Below are 23,642 nucleotides of genomic sequence, written 5' to 3' on the forward strand. Positions count from 1 at the left end.
CCTTCAATTCTTCGGGTCGTCGGGGTATTCCAAAAAGCCGGTCCCGACAGCGACACCGACGTTGTCGATGAGTCGGGTGGTGCCGAGTGTGGCGGCCACGAGAAGTCGACCGTCGCCACGCTCGGGAGCAGGTCCGAGATCGACACCTCGAAGTTCGAGATAGTCGACCTTCACCTCTGGTACCGCCGCGAGCACTTCGCCGGCCGTAGCCAGAATCACTTCGGCTCCGCCCGCTGCGGCGTGAGCCCCGGCTACCAACGCCGCCGACAATGCCATGGCCGCCGAACGCTGGGCGTCGTCGAGATAGCGATTGCGAGACGACAATGCGAGACCGTCCTGCTCGCGCACGGTGGGGACACCGAAGATCTTCACGTCGAAGTTCAGATCTCGCACCAGCTGTCTGATCAATGTCAGCTGCTGGTAATCCTTCTCACCGAAGAACGCTGCATGCGGGGAGGTGATCTGCAACAGCTTGGTCACCACGGTGAGCATCCCGGCAAAATGCGTCGGCCGGCTTGCACCCTCCATCTCGCTGCCGAGTGGACCGGGGAGCACGGTCGTGCGTGGTCCGGCCGGGTACATATCCGACGCCGAAGGAGCGAAGACGATCTCGACTCCCTCGCTTGCCAGCAACTCCACGTCCGCGTCGAGAGTGCGTGGATAGGCGTCGAGGTCTTCCCCGTCGCCGAACTGCAGGGGGTTTACGAAGATCGACACGAACACCACTGCGCCGGTGCGTTTGGCCTGCCGAACCAGATGGATGTGCCCGGCGTGCAGCGCACCCATGGTCGGCACCAGCGCAATCTGCCTGCCGACACCGCGCAGCGCCTTCGACACCGCGGAGACGACAGTCGGATCGTGATGAACTGTCAACTCCCCCGCCTTGTAGCTACCTGCCAGGGTCATAGCTCGCCTTCCAGAATCTCGATGAGTTCGGGCTTCGATCCCATGCGTTGTGCAGATCTGAGCGAGAGCGCGCGGTATCCCGCTGCAATCGCGGGATCGACGTCGCTGAGCACGTCCAGATGCTTCTGAACTGCGGCAACGTCGCCTCGCGCCACCGGCCCGGTAAGTGCGCTCTGCCCGTGCCGCAATGCGTTGTCCAACGCTGCCCGCACGAGCGGACCGAGAACACGCTGTGCTGCTTCGGGTTCGGAATCGATTCCGGGAAAACCTGGGCCGTCGAGTGCGACTCGCAACGCGTCGACTGCATCGGCTACGAGAGTGACGAGGTGATTGGACCCGTGAGCCAACGCTGCGTGATAGAGCGCGCGATTCTCTTCGGCGACATGAACCGGTTCACCACCGAGTTCCAGAACCAATGCTTGCGCGACGGCATAGCCGATCTCGTCGGCTGCCGTAATCCCGAAGCATGCAGCGGCCAGGCGATCGGTGTCCTCGGGGCCGCCGGTGAACGTCATGGCCGGGTGAATGGCCAACGGGATCGCACCTTGCGCGGCCAACGGGGCGAGGATGCCGATGCCATTCGCGCCGGAGGTGTGCACCACGAGCTTTCCCCGGGCAACGACACCAGTTGCCGCCAACCCAGCAGCGATGGATGCCAACTCGTTGTCCGGAACGGCGAGGATCAGCAGCTCGGCACGCCTGGCAACCTCGTCGACAGGCAATATCTGTGAATCCGGCAGGCGAGTGCGTACGCGCTCCTTGGAATCTTCCGATACTGCAGCACAACCGAACACGACATGCCCGACGCGCTCCAGAGCCTCGCCGAGGGCGGTACCCACCCGTCCTGCGGAGACGATACCTACGGTCAAACGTGCAGGTGCCGGGTCGGCAGACATGGGGGGTATTCCGCGGGCACCACTCCTGAACTCAGGTGAGGTCACCGAAACTTCCTCTCGTTCGTTCCAGTCCCGCGCGGCGGGTACCAGACGTCCTGCACGAAGGATAGCGGCAACGGGATACCTCGGGCCACGGCCTGAGCAGTGATCTATTTCACCCTCAGGAACCGCGTCCAGCGTTCGGACGAGATGTCAGCAGGTCAGTCGGCGCGGCGTCGATGACGACGTGCACTCGGCTCGGTGTCGCTGGATTTCATTCCTGCCATGATCTCGGCCACCGAACGGCCATTGGAGTGCGCACCCGCGCCATCATCATCCGGCTCGGCTCGACGCCGTCGCCTCGGAGGGTCGGCAGCGGGCTCCGAAATGTCGTGACTTCCTACGTCCTCGGTGTTCGAGTCGGGTGCAGGTGCCACGGGTTCCTCGCGAGCCGGTAGCGGCTGCTCCGTCTCCTCCGGAACAGCCTCCGGCTCGAACACCGGACTCGAATAAGACTGCGGGCTCGAATACGGCTGGGAACCCGAGTACGGCTGGGAACTCGTTTCCGATCCCTGGGCTGCCGCGAGCGGTTCTTCGGCTTCGACGGCCGTCGACCGATCGGACGAATAGCCGACGGGCTCACTCACCAACGGTGGCGTTGGAGCCTGGACGTGCGGCGGTGTGGGTACGCGGCGACCGTTGCCGGGGAACCGCGATTCTGCGGGGGGGGCCGGCTGGCTCGGCACGGAACCCGCGCTGGGCATGTCCTCGCTACCGATGGGGACGTCGGGATACAGCACCGACGTCTCGGCTGTGACGGGCTCGTCGTACGGCGTTCCGAGTCCGGGCACAGGGGCGTTCGGGCCCTCCGTGCTCGAGGAAGAGGACTGCGAAGATTTACCGGGAACGAACAAGCCCGAAGGTGCCGGCTGGTAGCTGGCGTAGCTGCGACCGCCGAGCTCCTGCACACGCGTCGCATCGGCCCGCAGTGCCACCCGTTCGGTGGGCAGATTGCCGTCGAACAATACTTGCAGGTTGTTGCGTAGGTGAGCCAGTTCTGCTCGAAGTGCCGCGATCTCGCTGGTCTCGACAGCTACTTCGCTCCGTACGCGAGATTCCACGCCGAGTTCGTACTCCCGCCGTGCCGAGATCTCACGGGCGAGCTGCAGCTCGTACACAGTCTGAAGATCTTTGGCCCTGGTTTGGTCGGCCACTGCTTCGCGGCGGTACTTCGTCATCGCGAACGCACCGATGATCGCGGCCCACAACGCTGAGACCAAGCCCACACGTAGCCACTGCACGTTTTCGCTGAACAACATCAACATGCTGGCGATGATGCCGAATACGACCAGCGCTGCAATGAAAAGCTGGCTCGCACTCCGCCGCTGACGGCGTGACGCTTTCGCGCGAGTCGGTTCGGTCATGACGTCCAGGGTAGCTGGCGAACCGTCGACAAACGGGGAAGCTGGACTATGCTCGTCCGGTTCGGCGGTAACGATCCGGCGCCGGGAACGGTAAATGCCTTCACCGTTCGGGCCTGTCACCGGAGTCGGTCGGGGTCCTGCAGCAACGCTCGAGCCACAGCGCCGCACCCACCAGGGCCACTGCAGCAACGAGTCCGACGATGACACCCGCCCGGTCCGAGGACGCGGCACGCACCGAGGACGCGAGCGGGACGATGTGGAGCAAGAATCCGAACCACACACCGGCAGCTGCTGCGCCTACCAGAGCAGATGCCTTGGCCAGGGCCAACGCTCGGGCCGCGGTGATCGGATGGAGCTGGTTCGGCCCGTCTCCGACCCGCAGTTTCTCGATACGCGATCGGATCACGAAGCCGAGCACCGTCTCGGCGATGGCGACGACGTAGAGCGACGCGCCCGCGAACGCGTGAATCGGTGGTAGCGATCCATAGAACGATCGCACGAGCAGCCACGTTGCGAGAGCCGCGAAGACTGCGAGGCCGAGCAGATCTCTCATTTTCGTGGCCGTCATGGAGCCCTATTCGGTGTGGGCAGTGTCATGTCCGTGCGGTGGACGCCCGCCCGTTCTTCCTCGCTCAGAGATTCGATCCATTCGCACACCGACCGAACCTCCCCGGCCACTTCGAGCGACGCACTCTGATCGACCTCGAGCCATGGCACCAGGACGAATGCTCGCTGGTGTGCTCGAGGATGTGGAAGAAGCAGTTGTGGATCACTACTCGAAATGTCGTCACACGCAATGATGTCGACGTCGAGACTTCGCGGTCCCCAACGCTCGACTCTCACTCGGTCGGCTGCCTTCTCCAGTTCTCGAGCAAGCTCGAGCCAGTCGTACGGGCCCCGTTGTTCGTCGTCCGCTACGACGATCGCATTGAGAAAGTCCTGCTGCTCGACGCCTCCCCACGGCACCGACGAGTACACCGACGACACCGCAACGACGCGGTCGCCGAGCGCGGACGTCACCGAACGCAGATGCGCATACGAGTCGCCGACATTGCTGCCGATCGACAGCACCGCGCGCGTCACCGACGACTCCGCGAAGCGACTACCGCCACGTCGTCGAAAGCGAGCGGGATCGGCGCCGACGGTTTGTGCAACACCACCTCGACTGCATCGACGCGCGTGTCCTCCATGACTCCGTCGGCGATTTCGGCTGCGACGGTTTCGATGAGGTCCCGCGATGGACCTGCGATGATCGCCGCTGCCGCTTCCGCAAGCTCGCCGTAGTGCAGTGTGTTCGCCAGATCGTCGGTCGCGGCAGCAGGCCGCAAATCCATCCAGACGGTGATGTCGACGACGAAGTCCTGACCGTCACGTTTCTCGAAATCGAACACTCCGTGGTTGCCACGAATTTTCAACCCGCGCAACTCGATTCGGTCGCTCATCTTGTCAGCCCCTGCCATGCTTTCACCACTGCCACCGCGTCCAGTGAGGCCTGGGCGTCGTGGACGCGAACACCCCATGCTCCTCCTGCGACCGCAAGCGCGGATACGACCGCTGTTGCGACTTCACGTCCGTCGGGAGGTCTCGGTTCACCGTCGGATTCGAGAAGTGTGCCGAGAAAACGTTTACGCGACGCGCCGATCAGAATCGGCATGCCGAGCTCGACGAACTTCGGTAGCGCTCGCAGCAGTTCCCAGTTGTGCGCGGCGTTCTTCGCGAAACCGAGACCCGGATCGAGAATGATGGCCGCCGGATCCACTCCGGCCGCTACCGCACGGTCGACTTGCTCGAGCAGTTCGCGCCGAACATCGGCGACGACGTCGTCGTAATGCGCGACTGCGCCACTGTCGTAATGAGCGGCTGCGCCACCGGCGTGATGCGAACCAGCCCCCTTGGGGACGTAATCGGCGGCCGAGCGCCAATGCATGAGAATCCACGGCAGACCGGCATCGGCGACCACCGACGCCATCTCAGGATCTGCGCGGCCACCGGAGACGTCGTTGATGATCGACACCCCTGCTTCGACAGCCGCCGCCGCTACCGATGCCCGCATGGTGTCGACGCTGGTGGCGATGCCACGCGCCGAAAGTTCTGCGATGACGGGCACCACTCGGCGCGCCTCGACCGCAGGGTCGATCCGATCGGCACCCGGACGCGTCGATTCACCGCCGACGTCGACGATGTCGACGCCGGTCCGGTGCAGTTTCGTTCCGTGTGCAACTGCTGCGTCCACGTCCAGGTACCGCCCGCCGTCGGAGAACGAGTCGGCGGTCACGTTGAGGACACCCATGACGACGGGTGCGACGGGCAAAGTCATTTGCGTCATTTGCGCAGGATGAGATCCAACGCTTCGGACCGAGAGGCGGCAGAAGATTGGAACAAGCCCCGCACAGCCGATGTCGTCGTACTCGCTCCGGGCTTGCGGATGCCACGCATAGCCATGCACAGGTGCTCTGCCTCGATGACGACGATAGCTCCGCGTGGGCTCAGCTTGCGCATCACCGCGTCGGCAACCTGACTGGTCAGACGCTCCTGGACCTGTGGCCGTTTGGCATAGAGGTCCACCACTCGCGCCAGCTTCGAAAGGCCGGTCACCTTGCCGCTGCTACCCGGGATGTACCCGACATGTGCAACTCCATGGAACGAGACGAGATGATGCTCGCACGTGGAGAACATGGGAATGTCGCGGACGAGAACCAATTCTTGGTGGCCTTCGTCGAACGTCGTGTTCAGGACATCGTCCGGGTCGGTGTAGAGGCCTCCGAAGATCTCCTTGTATGCGCGTGCAACGCGGGCGGGAGTCTCGAGCAGTCCCGGTCGATCCGGGTCTTCTCCGACTGCAATGAGCAGTTCGCGCACTGCGGCCTCCGCGCGCGGTTGATCGAACGCGTTTCCGGTCGCCACTGCGACGAACTGGTCGCCGGGTATTACTCCGTCTTGGTCGATCTGCCTGACTGACACTGAGCTTTGTACCTCCGGTTGCGGGGCTCCGATGCCCCGAGGTTTGACAGTCAGCCTATCCGGCGGCGCCTCGGGCCGACCGAGCTAGTGCTGTCCGTTCGGACCTTCCCAGCGTTGCGTGCGGGGGCCATCGTTCTGGTCGCCGTCCGGATTCGGGGTCTCCCAGGGTGGATTCGGCTCCTCGTTCCCACTGCCGCGAACGGCGTCATCCGGCAGGGCTCCGCTCAAAGGATCCCATCGAGGGGCTTCCTGCCCCTGGGACTCTTGTTCCCGGCTTTCAGGCTGGCGGTTGTCAGGCTGGGGGTACTCCGGGGGCTGATATTGCGGCGGCTGGTAGGAGGGGTCGGTGTAGCGATTGCCCTCCGAATAGCCTGTTGGGGGTCCGCCCTGAACGGGGCCGAGCGGATCGCGTGGAGGCCAGCCGGGCGCGGACCATCCAGCCGGGGCGCCGTAGTCGGGACGCGAGCTCTTCGGTGGCTCCGGCTTGCGATACGAGCCACCGTTGTAGGGCGCGCCGTCATTGTGCGTTCCGGTGGAAGGTGCACCACCGTTGTATGCGCCCCCGTTGTATGCGCCCCCGTTGTAAGGACCGCCGTTGTACGGGCTGCTGTTCTGGGCGCCACCGTTGTAAGGGCCGCCACCGTTGTACGGACTACCGCCGTTGTACGGGCCACCACCGTTGTTGCCGGCTGGGTTGTTGCCCGCTGTGGGCGCACCGTTGGCGTAACCACCGCTGGAGTTGCCCGGACCACCCTTGGAAAGCTGGGGCGAACCTGCGTACGTCGGCTGCGGGAACTGTTGTGGTGGAACAACGTTCGGGGCGATGGACTCTGGGGGCCAGGGCTCACCGCGCTCGGCGGCGAGTTCGCGTGGTGTTTTCACCGGTGGCTTGTCGGATGGGATCCGTGCGCCGAAATCGTTGAACGCGGTGATTCGAGGGCGTTTGCTGACACTCGTGAAGATCTTTTCGAGATCCTTGCGAGTGAGGGTCTCGCGCTCGAGCAGTTCGGTGGCGAGGATATCCAGGATGTCGCGGTACTCGTTGAGGATCGCCCAGGCCTCGGTGTGCGCGGCTTCGATCAGATTGCGCACCTCCTCGTCGATCTCCCGTGCGACCTCGTGCGAGAAGTCCGACTGCATACCCATCGAGCGACCGAGGAACGGATCGCCCTGCTCCTGCCCGTAACGGACTGCGCCTAGCTTGCTGCTCATGCCGTATTCGGTGACCATTGCCCGCGCGATCTTGGTGGCCTGGTCGATATCTGAGGAAGCACCGGTGGTCGGCTCATGGAAGACGAGTTCTTCGGCTGCACGACCACCCATTGCCATGACCAGACGAGCGATCATCTCGGACCGCGTCATCAGGCCCTTGTCGTCCTCGGGCACCGTCATGGCGTGGCCACCGGTTCTACCGCGAGCGAGGATCGTCACCTTGTACACGGGCTCGATGTCGGGCATCGCCCACGCCGCCAGCGTGTGCCCGCCCTCGTGGTAGGCAGTGATCTTCTTCTCGTGCTCACTGATGATCCGACTCTTACGACGGGGGCCACCGACGACGCGATCCACCGATTCCTCGAGAGCTGCTTCGGTGATGACGGTGCCGTTCTCGCGTGCCGTCAGCAAAGCTGCTTCGTTGATGACGTTCGCGAGATCTGCACCGGACATGCCGACCGTGCGTTTCGCGAGGCCTTCGAGATCGGCGTCGTGGGCCACCGGCTTGCCCGCCGAGTGGACGGCCAGGATCGCGCGTCGACCAGCGAGGTCGGGAACCCCGACGGGGATCTGTCGGTCGAATCGACCCGGACGTAGAAGAGCTGGATCGAGGATGTCGGGGCGGTTGGTGGCGGCGATGAGGATGACGCCGGTGCGCTCACCGAAGCCGTCCATTTCGACCAGAAGTTGATTGAGGGTCTGCTCGCGCTCGTCGTGGCCGCCGCCCATGCCCGCACCACGCTGGCGTCCGACGGCGTCGATCTCGTCCACGAAAATGATGCAGGGACTGTTCTGCTTGGCTTGTTCGAACAGGTCGCGCACACGAGAGGCACCTACGCCGACGAACATTTCGACGAAGTCCGAGCCGGAGATGGTGAAGAACGGCACTCCGGCTTCACCGGCGACTGCTCGCGCAAGGAGCGTCTTGCCTGTTCCGGGAGGGCCGTACAGCAGCACGCCACGCGGAATCTTCGCACCGAGGGCCTGGTAGCGAGCCGGATTCTGGAGGAAGTCCTTGATCTCGTACAGCTCTTCGACGGCCTCGTCGGCACCGGCGACGTCCTGGAACGTCGTCTTGGGCATGTCCTTGGTGAGCTGCTTGGCTTTCGACTTGCCGAAGCCCATCACGCCACCGCGACCGCCGCCCTGCATACGGCTCATGAAGAACACGAAGATACCGAGCAGAATGATCATCGGAAGAAGGAAGAGCAGCAGTGAACTGAACCAGCTGTCCTGGGACACCACGGTGTTGTAGCTCTTCAGCCCGTCCTGGCCGACCTTGTCGAAGATCTGCTCCGACGCAGAGGTCGGGTACTTGGCGAGGATCTTCGTCTCGCCGTCGGTTGCGTCGCTGCCGGACTTGAGGTCGAGGCGTATCTGCTGCTCACGATCATCGATCTGAGCTGTGTCGACGTTCTTGGAATCGAGCTGCGCTATCGCCACTGACGTGTCGACAGTCTTCCACCCGCGTGTGTCGTTTCCGAAGTAGCTGAAGGCAGCGATCACCATCAGGACGCCGAAAACGATGGCCAGGTTCCGTATAACTGTCTTCCGATTCATACAGCTTCAGCCGAGACGGCCTCGTCCTTTCCAGTCTTCTCCAGTACGCAGACTCCGGCCGCGCACCGGATGATCCAGGTTACCGCGAACGGCAACCGACTGCCCCAGGTGCATCACGTGCACAAACGGGCCGGCAACACTGCTGCGTTGCACAACGCATCTCCCCCTTCAACGTCTCCCCTGCCCCACAGGTTCCCCACCACAGTCTTCTTGTCCGACCTACCGCTTTCGGCGGAGGGCAGCGACGCTGGAGGGTCTATTCTGTCAAAGTGCAGCCAGGCTCGGACAGAGTCACCGTAAATTCGGAAGGTGTCACAACCTATCCGGACGGCATGGCAGTGCCGGAGCACGCCGATGCAGCAGCTGAGCTGCTGAGATCCGCCTGGCGGACGAGTACCTCGACGGCTGATCCCCGGGCGCCCGACCTTGCCGAATTCCTGCCTGATTCGACGACTCTGCGGCATCGGTGGCTCGCAGCACTCATTTCGGTCGACCTCCAGGAGCGCTGGTTACGTGCACGCTTACCGAAGCGACTGCGGGAGTACTGCGCGGAGTTCGACCTCGCCGAGGCTCAGCTCCCGGTCGGATTGATCTACGAGGAATTCTGTGTGCGACGTCAGAGCGGGGACTCGGTATCACCGTCCCACTACGTCGCGGAGTATCCGGTGCAGGCAGCAGCGCTGGCCGAATTGCTCAACGTCGTACCAGGTGAAACCACTGAGCTTTCCCCGAGCGAGCCGGGGTCGGAGCTCGATGCCACCCAGGTGGAACCCACGGCCGCCGGTACGACGGGAGCCGCCTCCGCCGGGCTGGAATGGACCCGCCCCGGATCCCAGGACGAGCTCGAGGACCTCGACGTCGGCGATCGGTTGGATGATTTCGACTTGTTGATGGGCCTCGGCCGAGGCGCTTTTGCACGGGTGTTCCTGTCCAGGCAGCGCTCGATGCAACGAATCGTCGCGGTGAAGATTTCCGAGGACCGCGGGACCGAACCGCAGACTTTGGCGCAGCTCGATCACGACTACATCGTTCGGGTGTTCGATCAACGTGTTCTCCGGAACCGCGGGCTGCGGCTGCTGTACATGCAGTACGTGCCTGGAGGCACCCTGCTGAATGTGCTCGGAAGAGTCAGGGCGAATCGAGAAGCCGACCGCTGCGGACGGCTACTTCTCGACAGCGTCGACGCCTCGCTCGCCGACAAAGGCGGCCTTCGGCCCACCGACTCGACTGTGCGAGAACAGATTTCGTCTCTGTCATGGCCGGAGACGGTGGCGTGGATCGGCCGCCGACTGGCGGATGCACTGGACTACGCGGGCGAACGCGGTGTGTTGCATCGCGATATCAAGCCGGCGAATGTGTTGTTGACTGCCGAGGGCGTCCCCAAATTGGCCGACTTCAACATCAGCTTCAGCGGCGCCGTGGCAGGAGACAGCCCGGTCGCTTATTTCGGCGGGTCACTGAGCTATATGTCGCCGGAACAATTGGAGGCCTGCCATCCCGGTCGGCCGGGGCGCGCCGAAGATCTCGACACGCGCAGCGATCTCTACTCGCTCGCGGTGGTGCTGTGGGAACTACTGACCGGCCACAAGCCGTTCCCCGACCCCGACGATTCCGCTGCCGGTGACCGTACGGCCATCGACGGCTTGCTCGGGGCACGCCGGGGGGGAGTCGGCGCACAGGCACTGTCCGAACTGCCGGAAGACTGTCCGGCGACGCTGCGACGCATTCTCGTCAAATGCCTCTCACCCGACCGGGAGGATCGCTGGGCCACCGGCCAGGAAATGGCTCAGCAATTCGACCTGTGCCTCGACGCCCGCGCCCGCAACCTGGTCGACCCACCGCCCACCAGCCCGCGCGTGAGAATTCGGCCGTACACGGTCCCCGTCATGACCCTCGCGATCGGCGTTCCCAATGCCGTCGCTGCGGTCTACAACTATCAGCACAACAAGGCACTGATCATCAGCGACCTCGCCCCCGAGGCGCAGGAGAGATTCGGGTTCGTCGCGACGGCCATCAACGGCATGGTCTGGCCCCTGGGGCTGGCGTTGATTCTCTGGTTCAGCCGCCGAGTTCTCGCAGTTCCGCGTGCATTGCGGACCGGAAGAATTGTTCCGGAAGAACGATTGGCGCAAGCAAGGGCAGACACGCTCATGATCGCGGGCCGAGTGGTCGCGGTATGCCTCGGACTGTGGGTCGTCGCCGGTATCGCGTTTCCCGTGTCCCTGCAATTCGCCGCCGGTTCGGTGCCGACCGAAGCGTACGTGCACTTCATCGCATCGCTGGTCGTCTGCGGCGCGATGGCAACCGCGTACCCGTTCTTTCTGGTCTCGCTGTTCACCGTTCGATGTCTGTACCCGTCGCTCCTTCCATACGGCCGCGCAGGGAGCGGGGACGCCTCACGACTGCACACGTTGCAGCGCCGTAGCGTCGGATTTCTGACCGTCGCCGCATCGATTCCGCTGATCGCCGTAGGTGGCCTGACCTTCGTTCCTACCGCGGACATCCCCAACATCATCGACGTCGTACGGGTTGTCTGCGTGGGCGGAATTTTGGCATTCGTCGCGTCATACTCGATTTTCCGGCTGATCGAGGGCGATCTGAATGCCTTGCTGCGAGCCGTCTCTCGCAGGTCCCGCTAGCCTTGGCCAAGCCCGGTATCGCACGGTTCAATGCCAGTGACTCGATACCGCCGCGTCCATTGCAGTCGTGTAGACAGAGGTGCCTGAACCGAGTTTTTCGGTCAGGCACCTCTGCCGCGTCGGCAGCTAGCCCAGCAGGCTGGCCGGGGGTTCGAAGCGCTCGCTGTACTCGACGGCGAGCTCCTTCGCGCGAGCGACGAAGCCGGCCTAGCCGCCCTCGTAGCCCACGATGTACAACGCGACGCCGCCGGTGCAGACGCTGGTCAGGCTTTCGCCATGGCTGCCACGGTTCGTCGAATCCACCCCTTCGCGCACGCCGACGTGGACGTGATCATCACCGAGGACAAGGTCAGCGCAGGGACTGCTCGCGGGGCAGCCCCAGGATCAGCTCGGCGATCTGATTGCGCAGGACCTCCGAGGTACCCCCGGCGAGGGTGCTGTAGCGCGCGTACAGGAAGCTGCGCTGCAGCTCGTTCAGCGCCTTCGCCTCCAGCGCGCCGGCCTCGCCGGCCACCGCGAGGCTCACGGTCGCCAGGCGCTGTGTATGTTCGCTGCCGACCAGCTTGAGCACCGCACCCTCGGGCCCGGACGCACCGCCGCGCACGGCCTGCTCAGCGATGCGGCGGGTGAGCGCCGCCAGCGCGAGATCCTCCGCGACGAGGTCCGCGATCGACTGGTCCAGCCCGGCGTCACCGCGCACTGCGGCGTACAGCGCGAAAAGGTCGTAGGACAGGTCGAGGCCGAGTCGGTCGCGCCCGATGGTTACGCGCTCGTTGCCCAGGGCCGAGCGCGCCACGCCCCAGCCGCCGTCGACCGCTCCCAGGACATCCTCGTCGGCGACGAAGACGTCGTCGAAGAACACCTCGGCGAACAGTTCGACGCCCCGACTGTCCTGGATCGGCCGGACGGTGAGCCCCGGCGCGGCCATGTCGATCAGCATCATGGAGATGCCCTTGTGCTTGGCCGCGTCCGGGTTGGTCCGAATGGTCGCCATACCATGCGTCGACGTGTGCCCGCCGCTGGTCCAGGTCTTCTGGCCGTTGACGATCCAACCGCCCTCCGCCCGCTTGGCCTTGGTGGTCACACCCGCGGCGTCCGAGCCCGCGCCGGGCTCGCTGAACAGCTGGCACCACGTGATCTTGCCCAGCAGGCTGGTGCGCACATAGCGGTCGAGCTGCTCCTGCGTGCCATGGTCTACAACCGTGCGCAGCACCCACTCGCCGATGCCGTACTCCGGCCGCTCATGCCCACGCAGCTCCTCATCGAGCACCAACTGCTCGACGGCGCCGGCGCCCCGGCCCCAGGGCCGGGGCCAGTGCGCGATGGCGTAACCGGAGTCCACGAACAGCTCGCGCCGCTCGGCCCCGGCCGCCGAGCCCAACTGCGCGACGAACTCCCGCGCTTGGGCGCGGTAACCCTCCGCCTCGGGCGGCAGGTCGATGCCGGACTCACGGCGCACGCCCGCGGCGGTCGCGGCGGCGATCTCGCGACGCGCGGCGACGACGCTGAACATCATGCTCAGTACTCCTGCGCGACGCATGTACAGGTGCGCGTCGTGCTCGCGGGTATAGCCGATGGCGCCGTGCACCTGGACGTTCTGCTCGGCGGCGCTCACCGCGGCGGGCAGCGCGGTCACGACCGCGGCCGCGGCGGCGAGGCTCCGCTGCTCCGGGGCGCCTGCCAGGATGCCTGCCGCGTCCCAGGCCTGAGCCATGCTCAGTTGCTGATCGACGAGGACATTCGCCAGGATGTGCTTGATTGCCTGGAAGGACCCGATGGCCCGGCCGAAGGCCTGTCGCTGCTTCGCGTAGTCCACAGCCATGTTCTGGCAGGCGCGTGTCACGCCCGTCGCCTCCGCGGCCGCCAAGACACGGCCGATGGCCTGGGCCAGCTCCGCGGCGCCCGGCAGCTCCATCCGCGGCTGCACGGGGCCGTCCGCACTGATCAGCGCGACGCTGCGCGTCGGGTCCATACTTTCCGCGTCCACGCTGCCCAGCTGCACGCGGTCGAAGGCCAGCACGTCCGCGCCGACCGTCAGCAGGATCAGATCGGCCTCCATGCCGCCCAGCACCTGGACCGGGCCGGAGAGTCGGAACGCCCCGTCCGCGTCGCGCGAGGCGAGCCCCTCCGGCACGGTACCAACCGCGCCGACGACGGTGCCCTCGGCGAGCCCCGGCAGTGACAGCTGCTGCTGCTGCTCGGGGGTGCCGCTCGCCGCGAGCAGCGCCGAGGCCCAGACTGTCGGTAGGACCGGGCCCGGGGCCAGCACTGCCGCGAGCTCCTCGACGACCACCGCGGCCTCGCCCATACCCATGCCCGCCCCGCCGACGTCCTCAGGGAGGTGGATGCCGAGCCACCCGAGCTCCGCATATTTCGCCCAGTCGCCCGGCAGGCCCACAGTCGGACTCTCCAGCCGGGCACGGGTCTGCCCGAGGGCGTCCGTGCGGCGGTAGTAGTCATTGATTGATTCAGCCAGCGAACGCTGGTCCTCGGTAAGCGCAATAGCCATATTGCGGACATTACTGTAAGGCTGGGGTGAGGTTGGCCACGTCGTCGGCGTAGGCGTAGGCCGGCACCGTCAGTAGGCAAAATCCTCGGCCGGCCAGATGTGAGACCAACGTGCTCGTCTGCTCGAGGCCGTCCACTCGCCTTCGATCCGGTGTTCCCGTCCATCACACAACAGCAATGTCCGTAATTCTTCCTTCGCGATGTACGCCGACAATATCTGCGCCCTGGGATCTCGAGCACCGACGCCGTCTTCACCCCGTGAAACCGTTGTCCGACATACGTTCCCGCGCTCGGAGTAGTCGGCGCCGGTTCGGTCAGACGGCGCTCCTCGTGAACCGGCATGAAAGCACGAGGCCAGGTCAGGCCAAAACTAGGCCGGTTTCAGCCGCCGTAGACCTTCGGGTGAAGAGTTCCGATGTACGGCAGATCGCGATAGCGCTCGTTGTAGTCGAGTCCGTATCCGACGACGAATTCGTTGGGAATGTCGAAACCCACGTTCGCGACCTCGATGTCCACTTTGATCGCGTCGGGCTTGCGAAGCAGTGTCACCACCGACAACGAGGCAGGGTTACGAGTGGCGAGGTTGCGCTTGAGCCAGGACAGCGTCAGTCCCGAATCGATGATGTCCTCGACGATGAGTACGTGACGGCCGCTGATGTCGCGGTCGAGGTCCTTGAGAATTCGAACCACTCCGGAAGACGACGTCGACGAGCCGTACGAGCTGACCGCCATGAACTCGAGTTGCGTCGGAATCGGGAGCGCGCGAGCAAAATCCGTCATGAACATGACGGCGCCCTTGAGGACACCGACCAGGAGAAGATCACCCTCCGGCGCGCCCTGCGGATAACGCTCGGCAATCTCGTTGGCAAGCTCGATCGTACGAGTCTTGATCTGCTCCTCGGAGATGAGAATCGATTCGATATCGCCCTCGTACACGGCGCTTCCCTTCAATTGTTTCTCGTACCTTCACAACTCTCGCAGATTCAAGCACCGCCATGTCGCAGGCTCCACTCTTGCTCGAGCATCAGCCTGCCACGTCGACGCGCGACCACCAACCTGGCGTCGGACGCCCCTGAACGGACAGCTACGCCCCCCTGCCCGTGCCAATCTCCGACGAGATCGTCTATCAGCCGTAACTGCTTGTCCGACAGCGCCTTCACGCCACTTCGCAGCAACCACAAACGCAATGCCCGACGACGCAACGCAGCGGGGACCGACGTGAGGGTCGTCACGTCCACTTCTGGTTCGGCGAAGTTCTCCCGTACCAAGGTCTCGGCCATGGCGTCGAGAACCGTGAGGTCTTCACGAAGTTGCGTCGCCGTGCGAGCAAGAGCCGCCGCGACACCACCACCGAGCGCATCTTCGAGCAGCGGCAGAATCTCGTGCCGAAGCCGGACGCGAGTGAAGTCGGTGTCCGTGTTGTGCGGATCTTCGAACGGCGTCAACCCCAACTCGGCACACGTTTGCCTTGTCACTGCTCGCCGAACCCCCAGCAGTGGTCGGCCCCACGGCTGATCCACCGGGGACATACCCGCGATCGATCGCGGCCCGGACCCTCGCGAGAGTCCGAGCAGAACGGTCTCCGCTTGATCGTCGAGTGTGTGCGCGAGGAGGACTGTGGCGTCGCCGCGGTGGCGGTTCAATGCCTCGTACCGCGCGCGACGAGCCGCGGCCTCCATTCCCCCCGAGCCACCGACGGTCACCGTCAGCACCGACGCGTCGACGCACCCCAGCTCCAGTGCCGTCGCTGCAGCAGTCTTTGCCACCGTGTCCGATCCCTGCTGTAGCCCGTGGTCGACGACTAGTGCTCGGACGTCCGGGGCCTCCGCGGCCACTGCAGCGGTCAGCGCGAGTGAATCGGCACCGCCGGACAGTGCGAGCACCACTGGGCCCGGGCTCGATGCGAGCCACCGACGAACTGCCTGGCGCAGCTCGAGAATCGCAGGCTTCTCCGGCAGCGCCACCCCGGTACGCCGCATCATCGAAGTACGCGGGCGATCCACCGGTCGGGGTCCTCGATCTCGTCGAGAAGCGGCAGCGTGGCGGAGTCGGTCCAGATGGTGTTGAACTGTTCCATGCCGACCCTGCCGACGACGTGGTCGACGAACGCTTTGCCTCGCACGTACTGCGCCATCTTCGCGTCCATCCCGAGAAGGGCCCTGATGAGGCGTTGGAGTGGGTTGGTCTTTCGTCGACGCCTGCTGTCGAAAGCCTGGCGGATTTGCAGGACCGAGGGCACCACTGCGGGCCCGACCGCGTCCATGACGTGATCGGCGTGACCTTCGAGGAGCGTCCCGAGCACGAGGAGCCGATCGATCGCGTCCCGCTGGGCCGGGGCTTGCGTTGCGCGCAGCAACCCGACGATGCCCGCGTCCTCGGCTTTGCCGGATTGCTTCCGGTTCTTCAACGCGCTCGTCAATCTCGCCGCGAATTCACCGATCGGTTCGTCGACACCGCCGGACAACAGTGCGACGGAACTGCGCATGTACTCGCCCAACCACGGCGCCGAGGAGAACTGAACTCGATGCGTCACCTCGTGCAGGCATACCCACAGCCGGAAGTCGCTCGGCGGCACTCGCAACGCCCGCTCTACGGCGACGACGTTCGGTGCGACGAGTAGAAGCGTCCCGTGCTCACCGGTGAACGGGTCGTACTGACCGAGAATCGCGCTGGACAGGAACGCGAGCATCGCGCCTGCTTGCACACCCGCGGGTTTACCGCCGAGCAGACCGGAAGGAGGCTCTGCATCGGCATCGCCCGTCAGGTGTTTCATCGATGCCGATGCTGCGTGGATCCACCCTGCCCGATCGACGACGAGTGCCTGCGGTACCGGAAGTCCGTCGGCGAGACCTGTCGTTTCACGTACCGGTCCTTCCGCACGCACCGACGCCTCCGACAACTCGGCGACGACAGCTTCAGCGGTGTATCGGGAGATCGACGGTTCTTTCGGAGCCAATTTGGCACCGGTCTTCGCGGCCAACGCCCAATCCACGGATCCACTGAAGCCTTCTGCGTCCGCTGCTTCGTTCGTCATCGGCAACCACACAGTCTGAGGGTAGCCGCCACGGCGTCGAGCGCCGGTCTGCTGACTTCGGGTGGACGGTCGTTGGACATCAACGCGAACGTCAACGTCCGGCCGTCCACATCCACTACGTATCCAGCGAGAGCACTTGCGGTCGACAAGGTGCCGGTCTTGGCCCTCACCCAGCCTGCTCCGACGCGTTCGGCGCTGGCGTATCGATCCGACAGCGTGCCGGTGGACCCGGCGACGGGAAGGTAGTCGAGCATCGGGCGGAGTTCGGGCTTGCCCGATCCTGCGGCCGAAGTCAATATCTGATCGAGCAGTCTTGCCGGGATCACCCCGTCGACCGACAGTCCGCTCGAATCGTGCAGCTCGAGGCCGGACATGTCGAAACCGGCGGCGAACAGTGTCTGTTCGATCGAGTCCACCGCACCGGTGAAGGAAGGCTGCGTGTTGGTCTCGATGGCGATCTCGCGCCCGATGGCTTCTGCGAGGACGTTGTCCGAGCGGCCCATCATCTGGCCGAGACGATCACGAAGAGGTGCGGATTGAACACTCGCCACCTGATCGGCACCGGGTGGTGCCGCACCGGTGGACACCCGAGCCGGGTCGATCCCTAGGCCCCGGGCCAGCGCGCGACCAGCATCGAGGGCCGGCTCGACGCTTCGCGGGGACTCGTCTTCCAACGGATCGGATCGGCCGCCGTCGATCATGATCGGTTCGATCGGCGTGATGTAACCGGCTGCGATGTCAGGAGCAAACCATCCCTGTGCCATTGTCGGGCCGCTGTAGATGGATGTGTCCACGACGATTCTGTCGACCGGCGTACCGGATTTGGATATCTGCTCCACCAGATCGTCTATACGCGCCGAGCCTGAGTAGAAGCTTTCGCTGCCCAGGGGCCGAGCGGTGATCGTCGGATCGCCGGCGGCCACGATGACGATCTCACCAGCGGATTGCCCCTTCACCACTCTGGTGGTGACGCGATGTTCCGGTGACAGCGCGAGCATCGCCGCGCCTGCCGTCAAGACCTTGGTCGTCGATGCGGGAGTCATCGGGGTGTCCGGCCCCGAGGACCACAGCACCTCCCCCGTGACGGCGTCGGCCACAGATCCGGTGAATGCGCCGAGATCCGGCGATGCGACCACCGGCGCGAGCGCGGCAGCGATACCTGCGACGGAGGGTGCAGGTGCAATGTCCGATATCGGCGCGATGGTCGGCACGAGCGTTACCGGGTCCGGCTCGGGCGCGAGAAGCACCTCGGAGTTCGTATCGGCTCCGTGCGGGACGATGGCCGCAATTGCTGTTCCGCCCGCCGCAAGGACCAATACCGCAACGAGAATCAGAAGGATGCGGGTTCTCCGTCGCCGCCTCCCCGCGGTGGGACCGAGATTTCGCTTGGTCAACCTGGCCAACATTCCTCCATCGGTGTCTTCTTCTTCCCGTTGCCAGTTTCTCCAACAGTATCCTCGGGTCCGGTACGCTGACCCCGCCACCATCGTGCGTCATTCGAGACGCAAGACGAGAACAAAGAAGAGCGAGGGCAGCGCGTGTCGTTCGACGTCACCATCGAGATCCCCAAGGGTCAGCGAAACAAGTACGAAATCGACCACGTTTCCGGTCGAATTCGCCTCGACCGCTACCTGTACACGGCGATGGGTTACCCGGCCGACTACGGCTTCATCGAGAACACCCTCGGCGAGGACGGCGATCCGCTCGATGCTTTCGTCCTTCTCCCGGAATCCGTTTTCCCCGGAGTCGTCGTCGAGGCCCGCCCAGTGGGAATGTTCAAGATGGTGGACGAGGCCGGCGGCGACGACAAGGTCTTGTGTGTACCCGCAGGCGACTCACGCTGGGACCACATCCAGGACCTCAGCGATGTCTCGACATTCGAACTGGACGCGATCAAGCACTTCTTCGTCCACTACAAGGACCTCGAGCCCAACAAGCACGTCACGGCCGCGGACTGGGTAGGCCGGGCCGAGGCAGAAGCCGAAATCGCTGCATCGTTCAAGCGTTTGGCAGACAATCCAGAGCACTGAAAACCTTTCGACACCTGCAGTTCCGTACTTGAATGTTCCCGGCAGGGGAAGTGTTTGCGCTTCCCCTGCGGTACGCAGCACAGCATGGTTCGATCGACGCACTAGTGGGGAGATTTATGAGCGAAAGCAATTCCGTCGATTCGTCCGCAGATTCGGGCGAGCGTCGTAAGAACAGACAAGTCAGCTTCGTCTCCGATGCGGGACAATTTCCGGAGCTGCCGGTGACGGTTGTTCTCGACCGCATCCCCGTGCCGATTCTCGCCGTCGATCCCAGTGGCGCAATCGTGTTCGCGAACGAAGCCTTCGACGATCTATTCGGCACCGAGGAATCCGCTCGTGCAGACTTTCATTTGCATGACATCTTTCCCGATCAGGCCCCCGAGGGCGTCAACGTCGCCGACATGTTCTTGACGACGGTTGCCACGCGAGCTGATTCGCTGTGGCGCATGACCGACAAGACCGGCGATGTGGTCCAGGTTCGGGCCAGTAAATCGATCCTTCGTCGAGCCGAGGACACGGTCGTACTCGTCGCGCTGGAGGACTTCACCGATCAACTCTGGAACGACCCCAAAAGCGCCCTACGCTGACTCCGGGTCGTCATGCCTCGACCGGGTAGCCCGAAGACGAGACATGACCGACCTGGATTCGTTCCTCACGAACCTCTGGACGTATCCACTCTGGATCGCTCGTAATCGGTCAGAAATCTGTCCAACAGTTCGACCAATGACGCACGGTCGTCGTTCGACCAGTCTTCGATGATCTTGCCGATGTGCGCGGTCCGGCGCAGCTGGATTCGATGAACTACTTCCTTGCCCGACTCGGTGACGGCCAGGGCAAACGCTCTGCCGTCGCTCTCGTCGCGAACACGTTCGACATGCCCACGGTCGACGAGCTGGGCGACCTGCCTGCTCACCGTCGACGGGTCCGAGTTGACCAGTGCCGCCAGCTCACTCGACCTCATCGGGCCGTCGCGAAGCAATCGAAACAAGCACACGAAAGCTGCCCCGTCGACGCCACCGGACTCTTCGGTCAGCTGCGCGATCTTGCGGTCCCGTGCGCGCTGCAGACGCACCAGCTGGGTACCGATTTCTTCGGCGTAATCCACGGTGGGTCAGCTTCCGGAGAACTCTGCCGGGCGCTTCTCGAACACTGCGGTGATCGCCTCGGTCAGATCGTTCGAGGCGAGGAAAGCCGCGTTCCAAGCAGCTACGAATCGCAGGCCGGCGTCGACGTCGGCTGCACGTGAGTTGTCCAGGACCTCCTTGACGCCCTGCACGACGAGAGGCGGGTTGGCGGCAATCTCTGCTGCCGTAGCCCGAGCACCGGCGATCAGCGCGTCGTGGCCCTCGAACACGTCGTTGATCAGTCCGATCTTCTCGGCACGAGCGGCGTCGATGTCCTTGCCCGTCAATGCGAGTTCGCGAAGGTGACCGTCGCCGATGATCGCGGGCAGTCGCGCGAGCGAACCCATGTCGGCGACGATGGCGACCCGCACTTCGCGAACACTGAATTTGGCATCGGAGCTGGCGTACCTGATGTCGGCGGCACTGATGAGATCGAGGCCGCCACCGATGCACCAGCCGTGCACGGCTGCAACGACGGGCTTGCGACAGTCGGCAACGGCGTTGGTGGCCAACTGCATCCGCTTGATCGTGTTGTGGAATGCGGTGCGCGGACCCGCGAGGGCCTTGTCTGCCATCAGCGGTGCGAACTCGCCTGCCATCGCTGCCAGGTCGAGACCGAAAGTGAAGTGTTTGCCCGAGCCTACGAGGAGTATTGCGCGTACGTCGGGATCAGCGTCGAGCTGCGCGAAAACCAGTGGACACTCGTTCCAGAAGTCCGGGCCCATCGCGTTACCCTTGCCAGGACCGATCAGGGTAACTACCGCCACATGGTCGGCGATTTCGACGGAAAATGCGTTCCAGATTTGTTCCTTCATGCCGCTGAGCCTAGCGGCATGCCTGCGGTCACCTACTAGTAGAGACCGAAGATTCGACCGATCAGCCCAGCTGCGACGATGATCACAACCAGCCCGATAAGACCGAGAAACACGATCGGTAATGCCAACCCTCGTTGCGGCGGTTCGTGATGTGGCCCACCGACGCCAGTTTCTGCCGGTGGCGTATCTCCGGGCTGAACACCGCCGCCTGGTTCCAATCCTGCGGTTTCGTTCGGATCCGGGTTCTGAGCGCTCATGTCGGGTTGAATACCCGATGAGAACCGCTTCAATCTTGCTCGGTCGCCCGGGCGATTGCCCCTGCGAAGAGTTCGGTGATCGCGGCCCCGATGGTTCGTTCGTCGATCTCGTCCGGATCGACGGAATGCTCGACGGACAGTCCGGAGATCAGGGCCAGCAGTGACGTCGCGACTTCTCGCGCATCGAGGGTGTCCGCTACGCCCCACGGCTCGGCTCTGGCGGAGATCAGGTTGGCGAGTTCTTCTCGAAGAAGTCGACGCTCGCGTCGGTAGCTCTCCGCCAATTTCGGGTCTCGACCTGCATGTATGCCGAACTCGGTCACCAACAGTGGCCACCGGGGCTCGGCGACGATCCACGACGCGATGGCGCTACCACCTGCTCCGGCAGCGTCCCCGGGCCCGAGGTCGGACACGTCGTCGACGACTCGCGCGGCGAGTTCCAGCGAACGGCGCGAGAGCAGCTCGGCGAACAGCGCCTGCTTGGACTGGAAATTGGAGTAGACGGCGCCCTTGGTGAATCCAGCTCGTCTTGCGATGTCCTGGAGTTTGGCCGCCGCGAATCCGTGTTCGGTGAACTCGTCGGCTGCGGCGTCGAGCAGCCGCTCACGCACGTTCTCGCGTCCGGGCCTGGCCGTCGGCATCTGTGTCGACTGCCACTCTTCTTGACCATCTACCATCACGATACCTAGAGTATTCAATACCTTAGGTATTGACAATTCGTTCGAGAGGGAGTTCGACCCATGCGCAAGGTTGTCTGGCTAGCGGCCGGAGTGCTGATACTCCAACTCGGCTTCATCCTCAGCTATGTCGCGGCTTTCCATCAGCCCACGCCTCGTGAGATTCCGATCGTGGTCGTAGCCGAGCAAGGACTCCCTGCCGGAGTGGACTCCGACACAGCCGACAAGCTCAACGCCATCGACGGCACTCCCCTCGATGCCCGAACTGCTGCCAGCACGGGTGATGCACGTGCAATGATCCGCAACCGAGAGGTCCTGGGCGCCTACGTTCTGAGCCCGACGGGCACCGATACACTCATCACCGCCAGCGCTGCAGGCAGTTCCATTGCCAGCTCGCTCGAAGCAATCTTCACCAAGGTCGACCAGAGTCAGAACCGCACCTTCGTCGTCCGCGACGATATTCCCGTGAGTATCCACGACAACCGCGGATTGTCCGGCTTCTATCTCTCCGTCGGTTGGGTCGTCGGCGGGTACCTCCTCGCGGCAGCAATCGGGCTCCTCATCGGCGCACCGAAGTCGCTACGCGAAGCGTCGGCTCAATTCGGGGTGCTCATCGGCTATTCGATCCTGTCCGGAATCCTCGGTGCGTTCATCACCACGCATGTTCTCGGAACGTTCGCCGGCCACTGGTTCCCTCTCGCACTGCTGGGGACAGCCGTGGTTCTGGCCACAGCACTGTTCACGCTGGGGCTACGCGCTGCGGTGGGTGTTGCCGCTGTGCCGATCGCGATCATCGTATTCGTCATTCTCGGAAACCCCAGCGCTGGAGGCGCATTCGGTCCGAACGTGCTTCCCGAGTTCTATTCGGCAGTCGGTCGCTGGATCACCCCAGGTGTCAGCACCGAAGGCGTTCGGAGCATCGTCTACTTCTCCGGCACCGGCCTGGGACAACCGGCCCTGGCACTCGTCCTGTACACAGTGATCGGACTCGCCCTGTTCTTCGGCTTCACCTACCGCAGACAACAGAAATCTTCGAACCTCCCAGTCGACGCCTAGTACGAGGCACGGACTGCCGTTTGGCAATACGCTTGCCATATGCACCGGCTTCTTCACCCGAACGCAGCCCACGTCGCGGACGTCCTGATCTCGCGTGGACATCACGGGGTGGTCGTCACCGCGCCCGTGCCGACAGTGACCGCCGACGCCGCCGCCGAATCTCTCGGCGTCGACGTCGGCGCGATCGTGAAGTCACTGGTGTTTCTGCTCGACGACGACCCAGTGCTACTGCTCGTCTCCGGTGCGCACCGCGTGAACCTCGATCGGACAGGTCGGCGCCTGGAGGGCACGTTGTCGCAAGCTTCACTCGAGCTGGTCAAGCACTGCACCGGTCAACCGATCGGAGGCATCGCACCGGTGGGTCACCCGACGAATCTGCCCACATACGTCGATGAGCAACTGGCCGAGTACCCCGAATTATGGGCTGCTGCAGGACATCCGAACACGCTCTTCCGGACGACCTATTCGGAACTGCTGCGCATCACCGCCGGACTCGCTCTGTCTATGACATGAAAGCAAAGGCTGCGGGGACATGACAGCAGAGGCTGCCGGGGACATGAAGGC

The 23,642-nt window shown here is 64.1% G+C and carries 24 protein-coding genes; 5 read left to right on the forward strand and 19 right to left on the reverse strand.

Annotation, left to right across the window (positions count from 1 at the left end; translation table 11 throughout):
• Window positions 1-3: 3 nt before the first annotated feature.
• The 9 genes from panC to ftsH form a co-directional block, all read right to left on the reverse strand.
• On the reverse strand, window positions 4-906 hold the full coding sequence (panC, locus tag QMK32_RS03065; protein WP_283472898.1) for a pantoate--beta-alanine ligase: 903 nt from the start codon (window positions 904-906) through the stop codon (window positions 4-6).
• Entirely contained in the window at window positions 903-1,802 is a 900-nt protein-coding gene (locus QMK32_RS03070) for a Rossmann-like and DUF2520 domain-containing protein (protein WP_283472900.1), read from the reverse strand. The genes panC and QMK32_RS03070 overlap by 4 nt, the downstream gene beginning before the upstream one ends.
• Before the next feature lie 200 nt (window positions 1,803-2,002).
• Window positions 2,003-3,205, reverse strand: a complete 1,203-nt coding sequence (locus QMK32_RS03075; RefSeq protein WP_283472902.1) for a DUF6779 domain-containing protein — start codon at window positions 3,203-3,205, stop codon at window positions 2,003-2,005.
• Between the two features lie 100 nt (window positions 3,206-3,305).
• The gene (locus QMK32_RS03080) at window positions 3,306-3,773 is read right to left on the reverse strand and encodes a DUF3180 domain-containing protein (RefSeq protein WP_269302554.1); all 468 of its coding nucleotides are present in this window, start codon (window positions 3,771-3,773) and stop codon (window positions 3,306-3,308) included.
• On the reverse strand, window positions 3,770-4,288 hold the full coding sequence (folK, locus tag QMK32_RS03085) for a 2-amino-4-hydroxy-6-hydroxymethyldihydropteridine diphosphokinase (protein WP_283472904.1): 519 nt from the start codon (window positions 4,286-4,288) through the stop codon (window positions 3,770-3,772). The genes QMK32_RS03080 and folK overlap by 4 nt, the downstream gene beginning before the upstream one ends.
• On the reverse strand, window positions 4,285-4,647 hold the full coding sequence (folB, locus tag QMK32_RS03090; RefSeq protein WP_269302551.1) for a dihydroneopterin aldolase: 363 nt from the start codon (window positions 4,645-4,647) through the stop codon (window positions 4,285-4,287). The genes folK and folB overlap by 4 nt, the downstream gene beginning before the upstream one ends.
• A complete protein-coding gene (folP, locus tag QMK32_RS03095; protein ID WP_283472906.1) occupies window positions 4,644-5,531 on the reverse strand; it encodes a dihydropteroate synthase in 888 nt (295 codons plus the stop codon). The genes folB and folP overlap by 4 nt, the downstream gene beginning before the upstream one ends.
• Window positions 5,528-6,133 carry a GTP cyclohydrolase I FolE gene (gene folE, locus QMK32_RS03100; protein WP_442972313.1) on the reverse strand — a complete coding sequence of 202 codons (606 nt, stop codon included), beginning with the start codon at window positions 6,131-6,133 and terminating at the stop codon, window positions 5,528-5,530. Before folE ends, folP begins: the two co-directional genes overlap by 4 nt.
• A 117-nt stretch (window positions 6,134-6,250) precedes the next feature.
• Window positions 6,251-8,938, reverse strand: a complete 2,688-nt coding sequence (gene ftsH / locus QMK32_RS03105; protein WP_283472908.1) for an ATP-dependent zinc metalloprotease FtsH — start codon at window positions 8,936-8,938, stop codon at window positions 6,251-6,253.
• Window positions 8,939-9,270: 332 nt separating this feature from the next.
• Here ftsH and QMK32_RS03110 point away from each other — a divergent pair, with 332 nt between their 5' ends.
• Window positions 9,271-11,577, forward strand: coding sequence for a serine/threonine-protein kinase (locus tag QMK32_RS03110; protein ID WP_283473173.1), 2,307 nt, complete (start codon window positions 9,271-9,273; stop codon window positions 11,575-11,577).
• A gap of 349 nt (window positions 11,578-11,926) precedes the next feature.
• On the opposite strand, the gene QMK32_RS03115 is transcribed toward QMK32_RS03110, so the two are convergent.
• The 6 genes from QMK32_RS03115 to dacB form a co-directional block, all read right to left on the reverse strand.
• The gene (locus QMK32_RS03115; RefSeq protein WP_283472909.1) at window positions 11,927-14,086 is read right to left on the reverse strand and encodes an acyl-CoA dehydrogenase family protein; all 2,160 of its coding nucleotides are present in this window, start codon (window positions 14,084-14,086) and stop codon (window positions 11,927-11,929) included.
• 10 nt (window positions 14,087-14,096) lie between these two features.
• Window positions 14,097-14,222 (reverse strand): hypothetical protein, encoded by a 126-nt coding sequence (locus QMK32_RS03120; RefSeq protein WP_283472911.1) that lies wholly within the window; start codon window positions 14,220-14,222, stop codon window positions 14,097-14,099.
• Window positions 14,223-14,466: 244 nt separating this feature from the next.
• On the reverse strand, window positions 14,467-15,021 hold the full coding sequence (hpt, locus tag QMK32_RS03125) for a hypoxanthine phosphoribosyltransferase (protein ID WP_269302890.1): 555 nt from the start codon (window positions 15,019-15,021) through the stop codon (window positions 14,467-14,469).
• Between the two features lie 47 nt (window positions 15,022-15,068).
• Window positions 15,069-16,064: a tRNA lysidine(34) synthetase TilS gene (tilS, locus tag QMK32_RS03130; RefSeq protein WP_283473175.1), complete on the reverse strand. Its 996-nt coding sequence runs from the start codon at window positions 16,062-16,064 to the stop codon at window positions 15,069-15,071.
• Entirely contained in the window at window positions 16,064-17,119 is a 1,056-nt protein-coding gene (locus QMK32_RS03135) for an Rv3626c family coenzyme F420 biosynthesis-associated protein (RefSeq protein WP_283472913.1), read from the reverse strand. Before QMK32_RS03135 ends, tilS begins: the two co-directional genes overlap by 1 nt.
• Window positions 17,116-18,525, reverse strand: a complete 1,410-nt coding sequence (dacB, locus tag QMK32_RS03140) for a D-alanyl-D-alanine carboxypeptidase/D-alanyl-D-alanine endopeptidase (protein WP_283472915.1) — start codon at window positions 18,523-18,525, stop codon at window positions 17,116-17,118. The genes QMK32_RS03135 and dacB overlap by 4 nt, the downstream gene beginning before the upstream one ends.
• 132 nt (window positions 18,526-18,657) lie before the next feature.
• On the opposite strand from dacB, the gene QMK32_RS03145 reads away from it, so the two are divergent.
• Window positions 18,658-19,149, forward strand: coding sequence for an inorganic diphosphatase (locus QMK32_RS03145; protein WP_269302538.1), 492 nt, complete (start codon window positions 18,658-18,660; stop codon window positions 19,147-19,149).
• 116 nt (window positions 19,150-19,265) lie between these two features.
• Entirely contained in the window at window positions 19,266-19,736 is a 471-nt protein-coding gene (locus QMK32_RS03150; protein ID WP_269302537.1) for a PAS domain-containing protein, read from the forward strand.
• 65 nt (window positions 19,737-19,801) lie between these two features.
• Here the strand turns inward: QMK32_RS03150 and QMK32_RS03155 are convergent, their stop codons facing one another.
• The 4 genes from QMK32_RS03155 to QMK32_RS03170 are packed head-to-tail and all read right to left on the reverse strand — an operon-like array spanning window position 19,802 to window position 21,956.
• A complete protein-coding gene (locus tag QMK32_RS03155) occupies window positions 19,802-20,254 on the reverse strand; it encodes a MarR family winged helix-turn-helix transcriptional regulator (RefSeq protein ID WP_283472917.1) in 453 nt (150 codons plus the stop codon).
• A 6-nt stretch (window positions 20,255-20,260) separates the two neighbouring features.
• Window positions 20,261-21,088, reverse strand: a complete 828-nt coding sequence (locus QMK32_RS03160; protein ID WP_269302533.1) for a crotonase/enoyl-CoA hydratase family protein — start codon at window positions 21,086-21,088, stop codon at window positions 20,261-20,263.
• Window positions 21,089-21,123: 35 nt separating this feature from the next.
• Window positions 21,124-21,345 (reverse strand): DUF6480 family protein, encoded by a 222-nt coding sequence (locus QMK32_RS03165; RefSeq protein WP_283472926.1) that lies wholly within the window; start codon window positions 21,343-21,345, stop codon window positions 21,124-21,126.
• A 29-nt stretch (window positions 21,346-21,374) separates the two neighbouring features.
• A complete protein-coding gene (locus QMK32_RS03170) occupies window positions 21,375-21,956 on the reverse strand; it encodes a TetR/AcrR family transcriptional regulator (protein WP_283473176.1) in 582 nt (193 codons plus the stop codon).
• A 129-nt stretch (window positions 21,957-22,085) separates the two neighbouring features.
• On the opposite strand from QMK32_RS03170, the gene QMK32_RS03175 reads away from it, so the two are divergent.
• Together QMK32_RS03175 and QMK32_RS03180 are read left to right on the forward strand one after the other, a co-directional pair.
• Window positions 22,086-23,078 carry a hypothetical protein gene (locus tag QMK32_RS03175; RefSeq protein ID WP_283472928.1) on the forward strand — a complete coding sequence of 331 codons (993 nt, stop codon included), beginning with the start codon at window positions 22,086-22,088 and terminating at the stop codon, window positions 23,076-23,078.
• 39 nt (window positions 23,079-23,117) lie between these two features.
• Window positions 23,118-23,591 carry a YbaK/EbsC family protein gene (locus QMK32_RS03180; RefSeq protein WP_283472930.1) on the forward strand — a complete coding sequence of 158 codons (474 nt, stop codon included), beginning with the start codon at window positions 23,118-23,120 and terminating at the stop codon, window positions 23,589-23,591.
• Window positions 23,592-23,642: the final 51 nt, after the last annotated feature.

The organism is Rhodococcus sp. H29-C3, assembly GCF_030063405.1.
In the GTDB taxonomy this organism is placed as follows: Bacteria; Actinomycetota; Actinomycetes; order Mycobacteriales; family Mycobacteriaceae; genus Rhodococcoides.

Coding starts and splice junctions, on each gene's coding strand:
- QMK32_RS03110 (WP_283473173.1), top strand. CDS start 9,271: ATGGCAGTGCCGGAGCACGCCGATGCAGCAGCTGAGCTGCTGAGATCC.
- ftsH (WP_283472908.1), bottom strand. CDS start 8,938: ATGAATCGGAAGACAGTTATACGGAACCTGGCCATCGTTTTCGGCGTC.
- QMK32_RS03160 (WP_269302533.1), bottom strand. CDS start 21,088: ATGAAGGAACAAATCTGGAACGCATTTTCCGTCGAAATCGCCGACCAT.
- QMK32_RS03080 (WP_269302554.1), bottom strand. CDS start 3,773: ATGACGGCCACGAAAATGAGAGATCTGCTCGGCCTCGCAGTCTTCGCG.
- QMK32_RS03175 (WP_283472928.1), top strand. CDS start 22,086: ATGCGCAAGGTTGTCTGGCTAGCGGCCGGAGTGCTGATACTCCAACTC.
- dacB (WP_283472915.1), bottom strand. CDS start 18,525: ATGTTGGCCAGGTTGACCAAGCGAAATCTCGGTCCCACCGCGGGGAGG.
- QMK32_RS03075 (WP_283472902.1), bottom strand. CDS start 3,205: ATGACCGAACCGACTCGCGCGAAAGCGTCACGCCGTCAGCGGCGGAGT.
- QMK32_RS03135 (WP_283472913.1), bottom strand. CDS start 17,119: ATGACGAACGAAGCAGCGGACGCAGAAGGCTTCAGTGGATCCGTGGAT.
- tilS (WP_283473175.1), bottom strand. CDS start 16,064: ATGCGGCGTACCGGGGTGGCGCTGCCGGAGAAGCCTGCGATTCTCGAG.
- panC (WP_283472898.1), bottom strand. CDS start 906: ATGACCCTGGCAGGTAGCTACAAGGCGGGGGAGTTGACAGTTCATCAC.
- QMK32_RS03165 (WP_283472926.1), bottom strand. CDS start 21,345: ATGAGCGCTCAGAACCCGGATCCGAACGAAACCGCAGGATTGGAACCA.
- QMK32_RS03115 (WP_283472909.1), bottom strand. CDS start 14,086: ATGGCTATTGCGCTTACCGAGGACCAGCGTTCGCTGGCTGAATCAATC.
- QMK32_RS03180 (WP_283472930.1), top strand. CDS start 23,118: ATGCACCGGCTTCTTCACCCGAACGCAGCCCACGTCGCGGACGTCCTG.
- QMK32_RS03150 (WP_269302537.1), top strand. CDS start 19,266: ATGAGCGAAAGCAATTCCGTCGATTCGTCCGCAGATTCGGGCGAGCGT.
- QMK32_RS03070 (WP_283472900.1), bottom strand. CDS start 1,802: ATGTCTGCCGACCCGGCACCTGCACGTTTGACCGTAGGTATCGTCTCC.
- folP (WP_283472906.1), bottom strand. CDS start 5,531: ATGACGCAAATGACTTTGCCCGTCGCACCCGTCGTCATGGGTGTCCTC.
- folB (WP_269302551.1), bottom strand. CDS start 4,647: ATGAGCGACCGAATCGAGTTGCGCGGGTTGAAAATTCGTGGCAACCAC.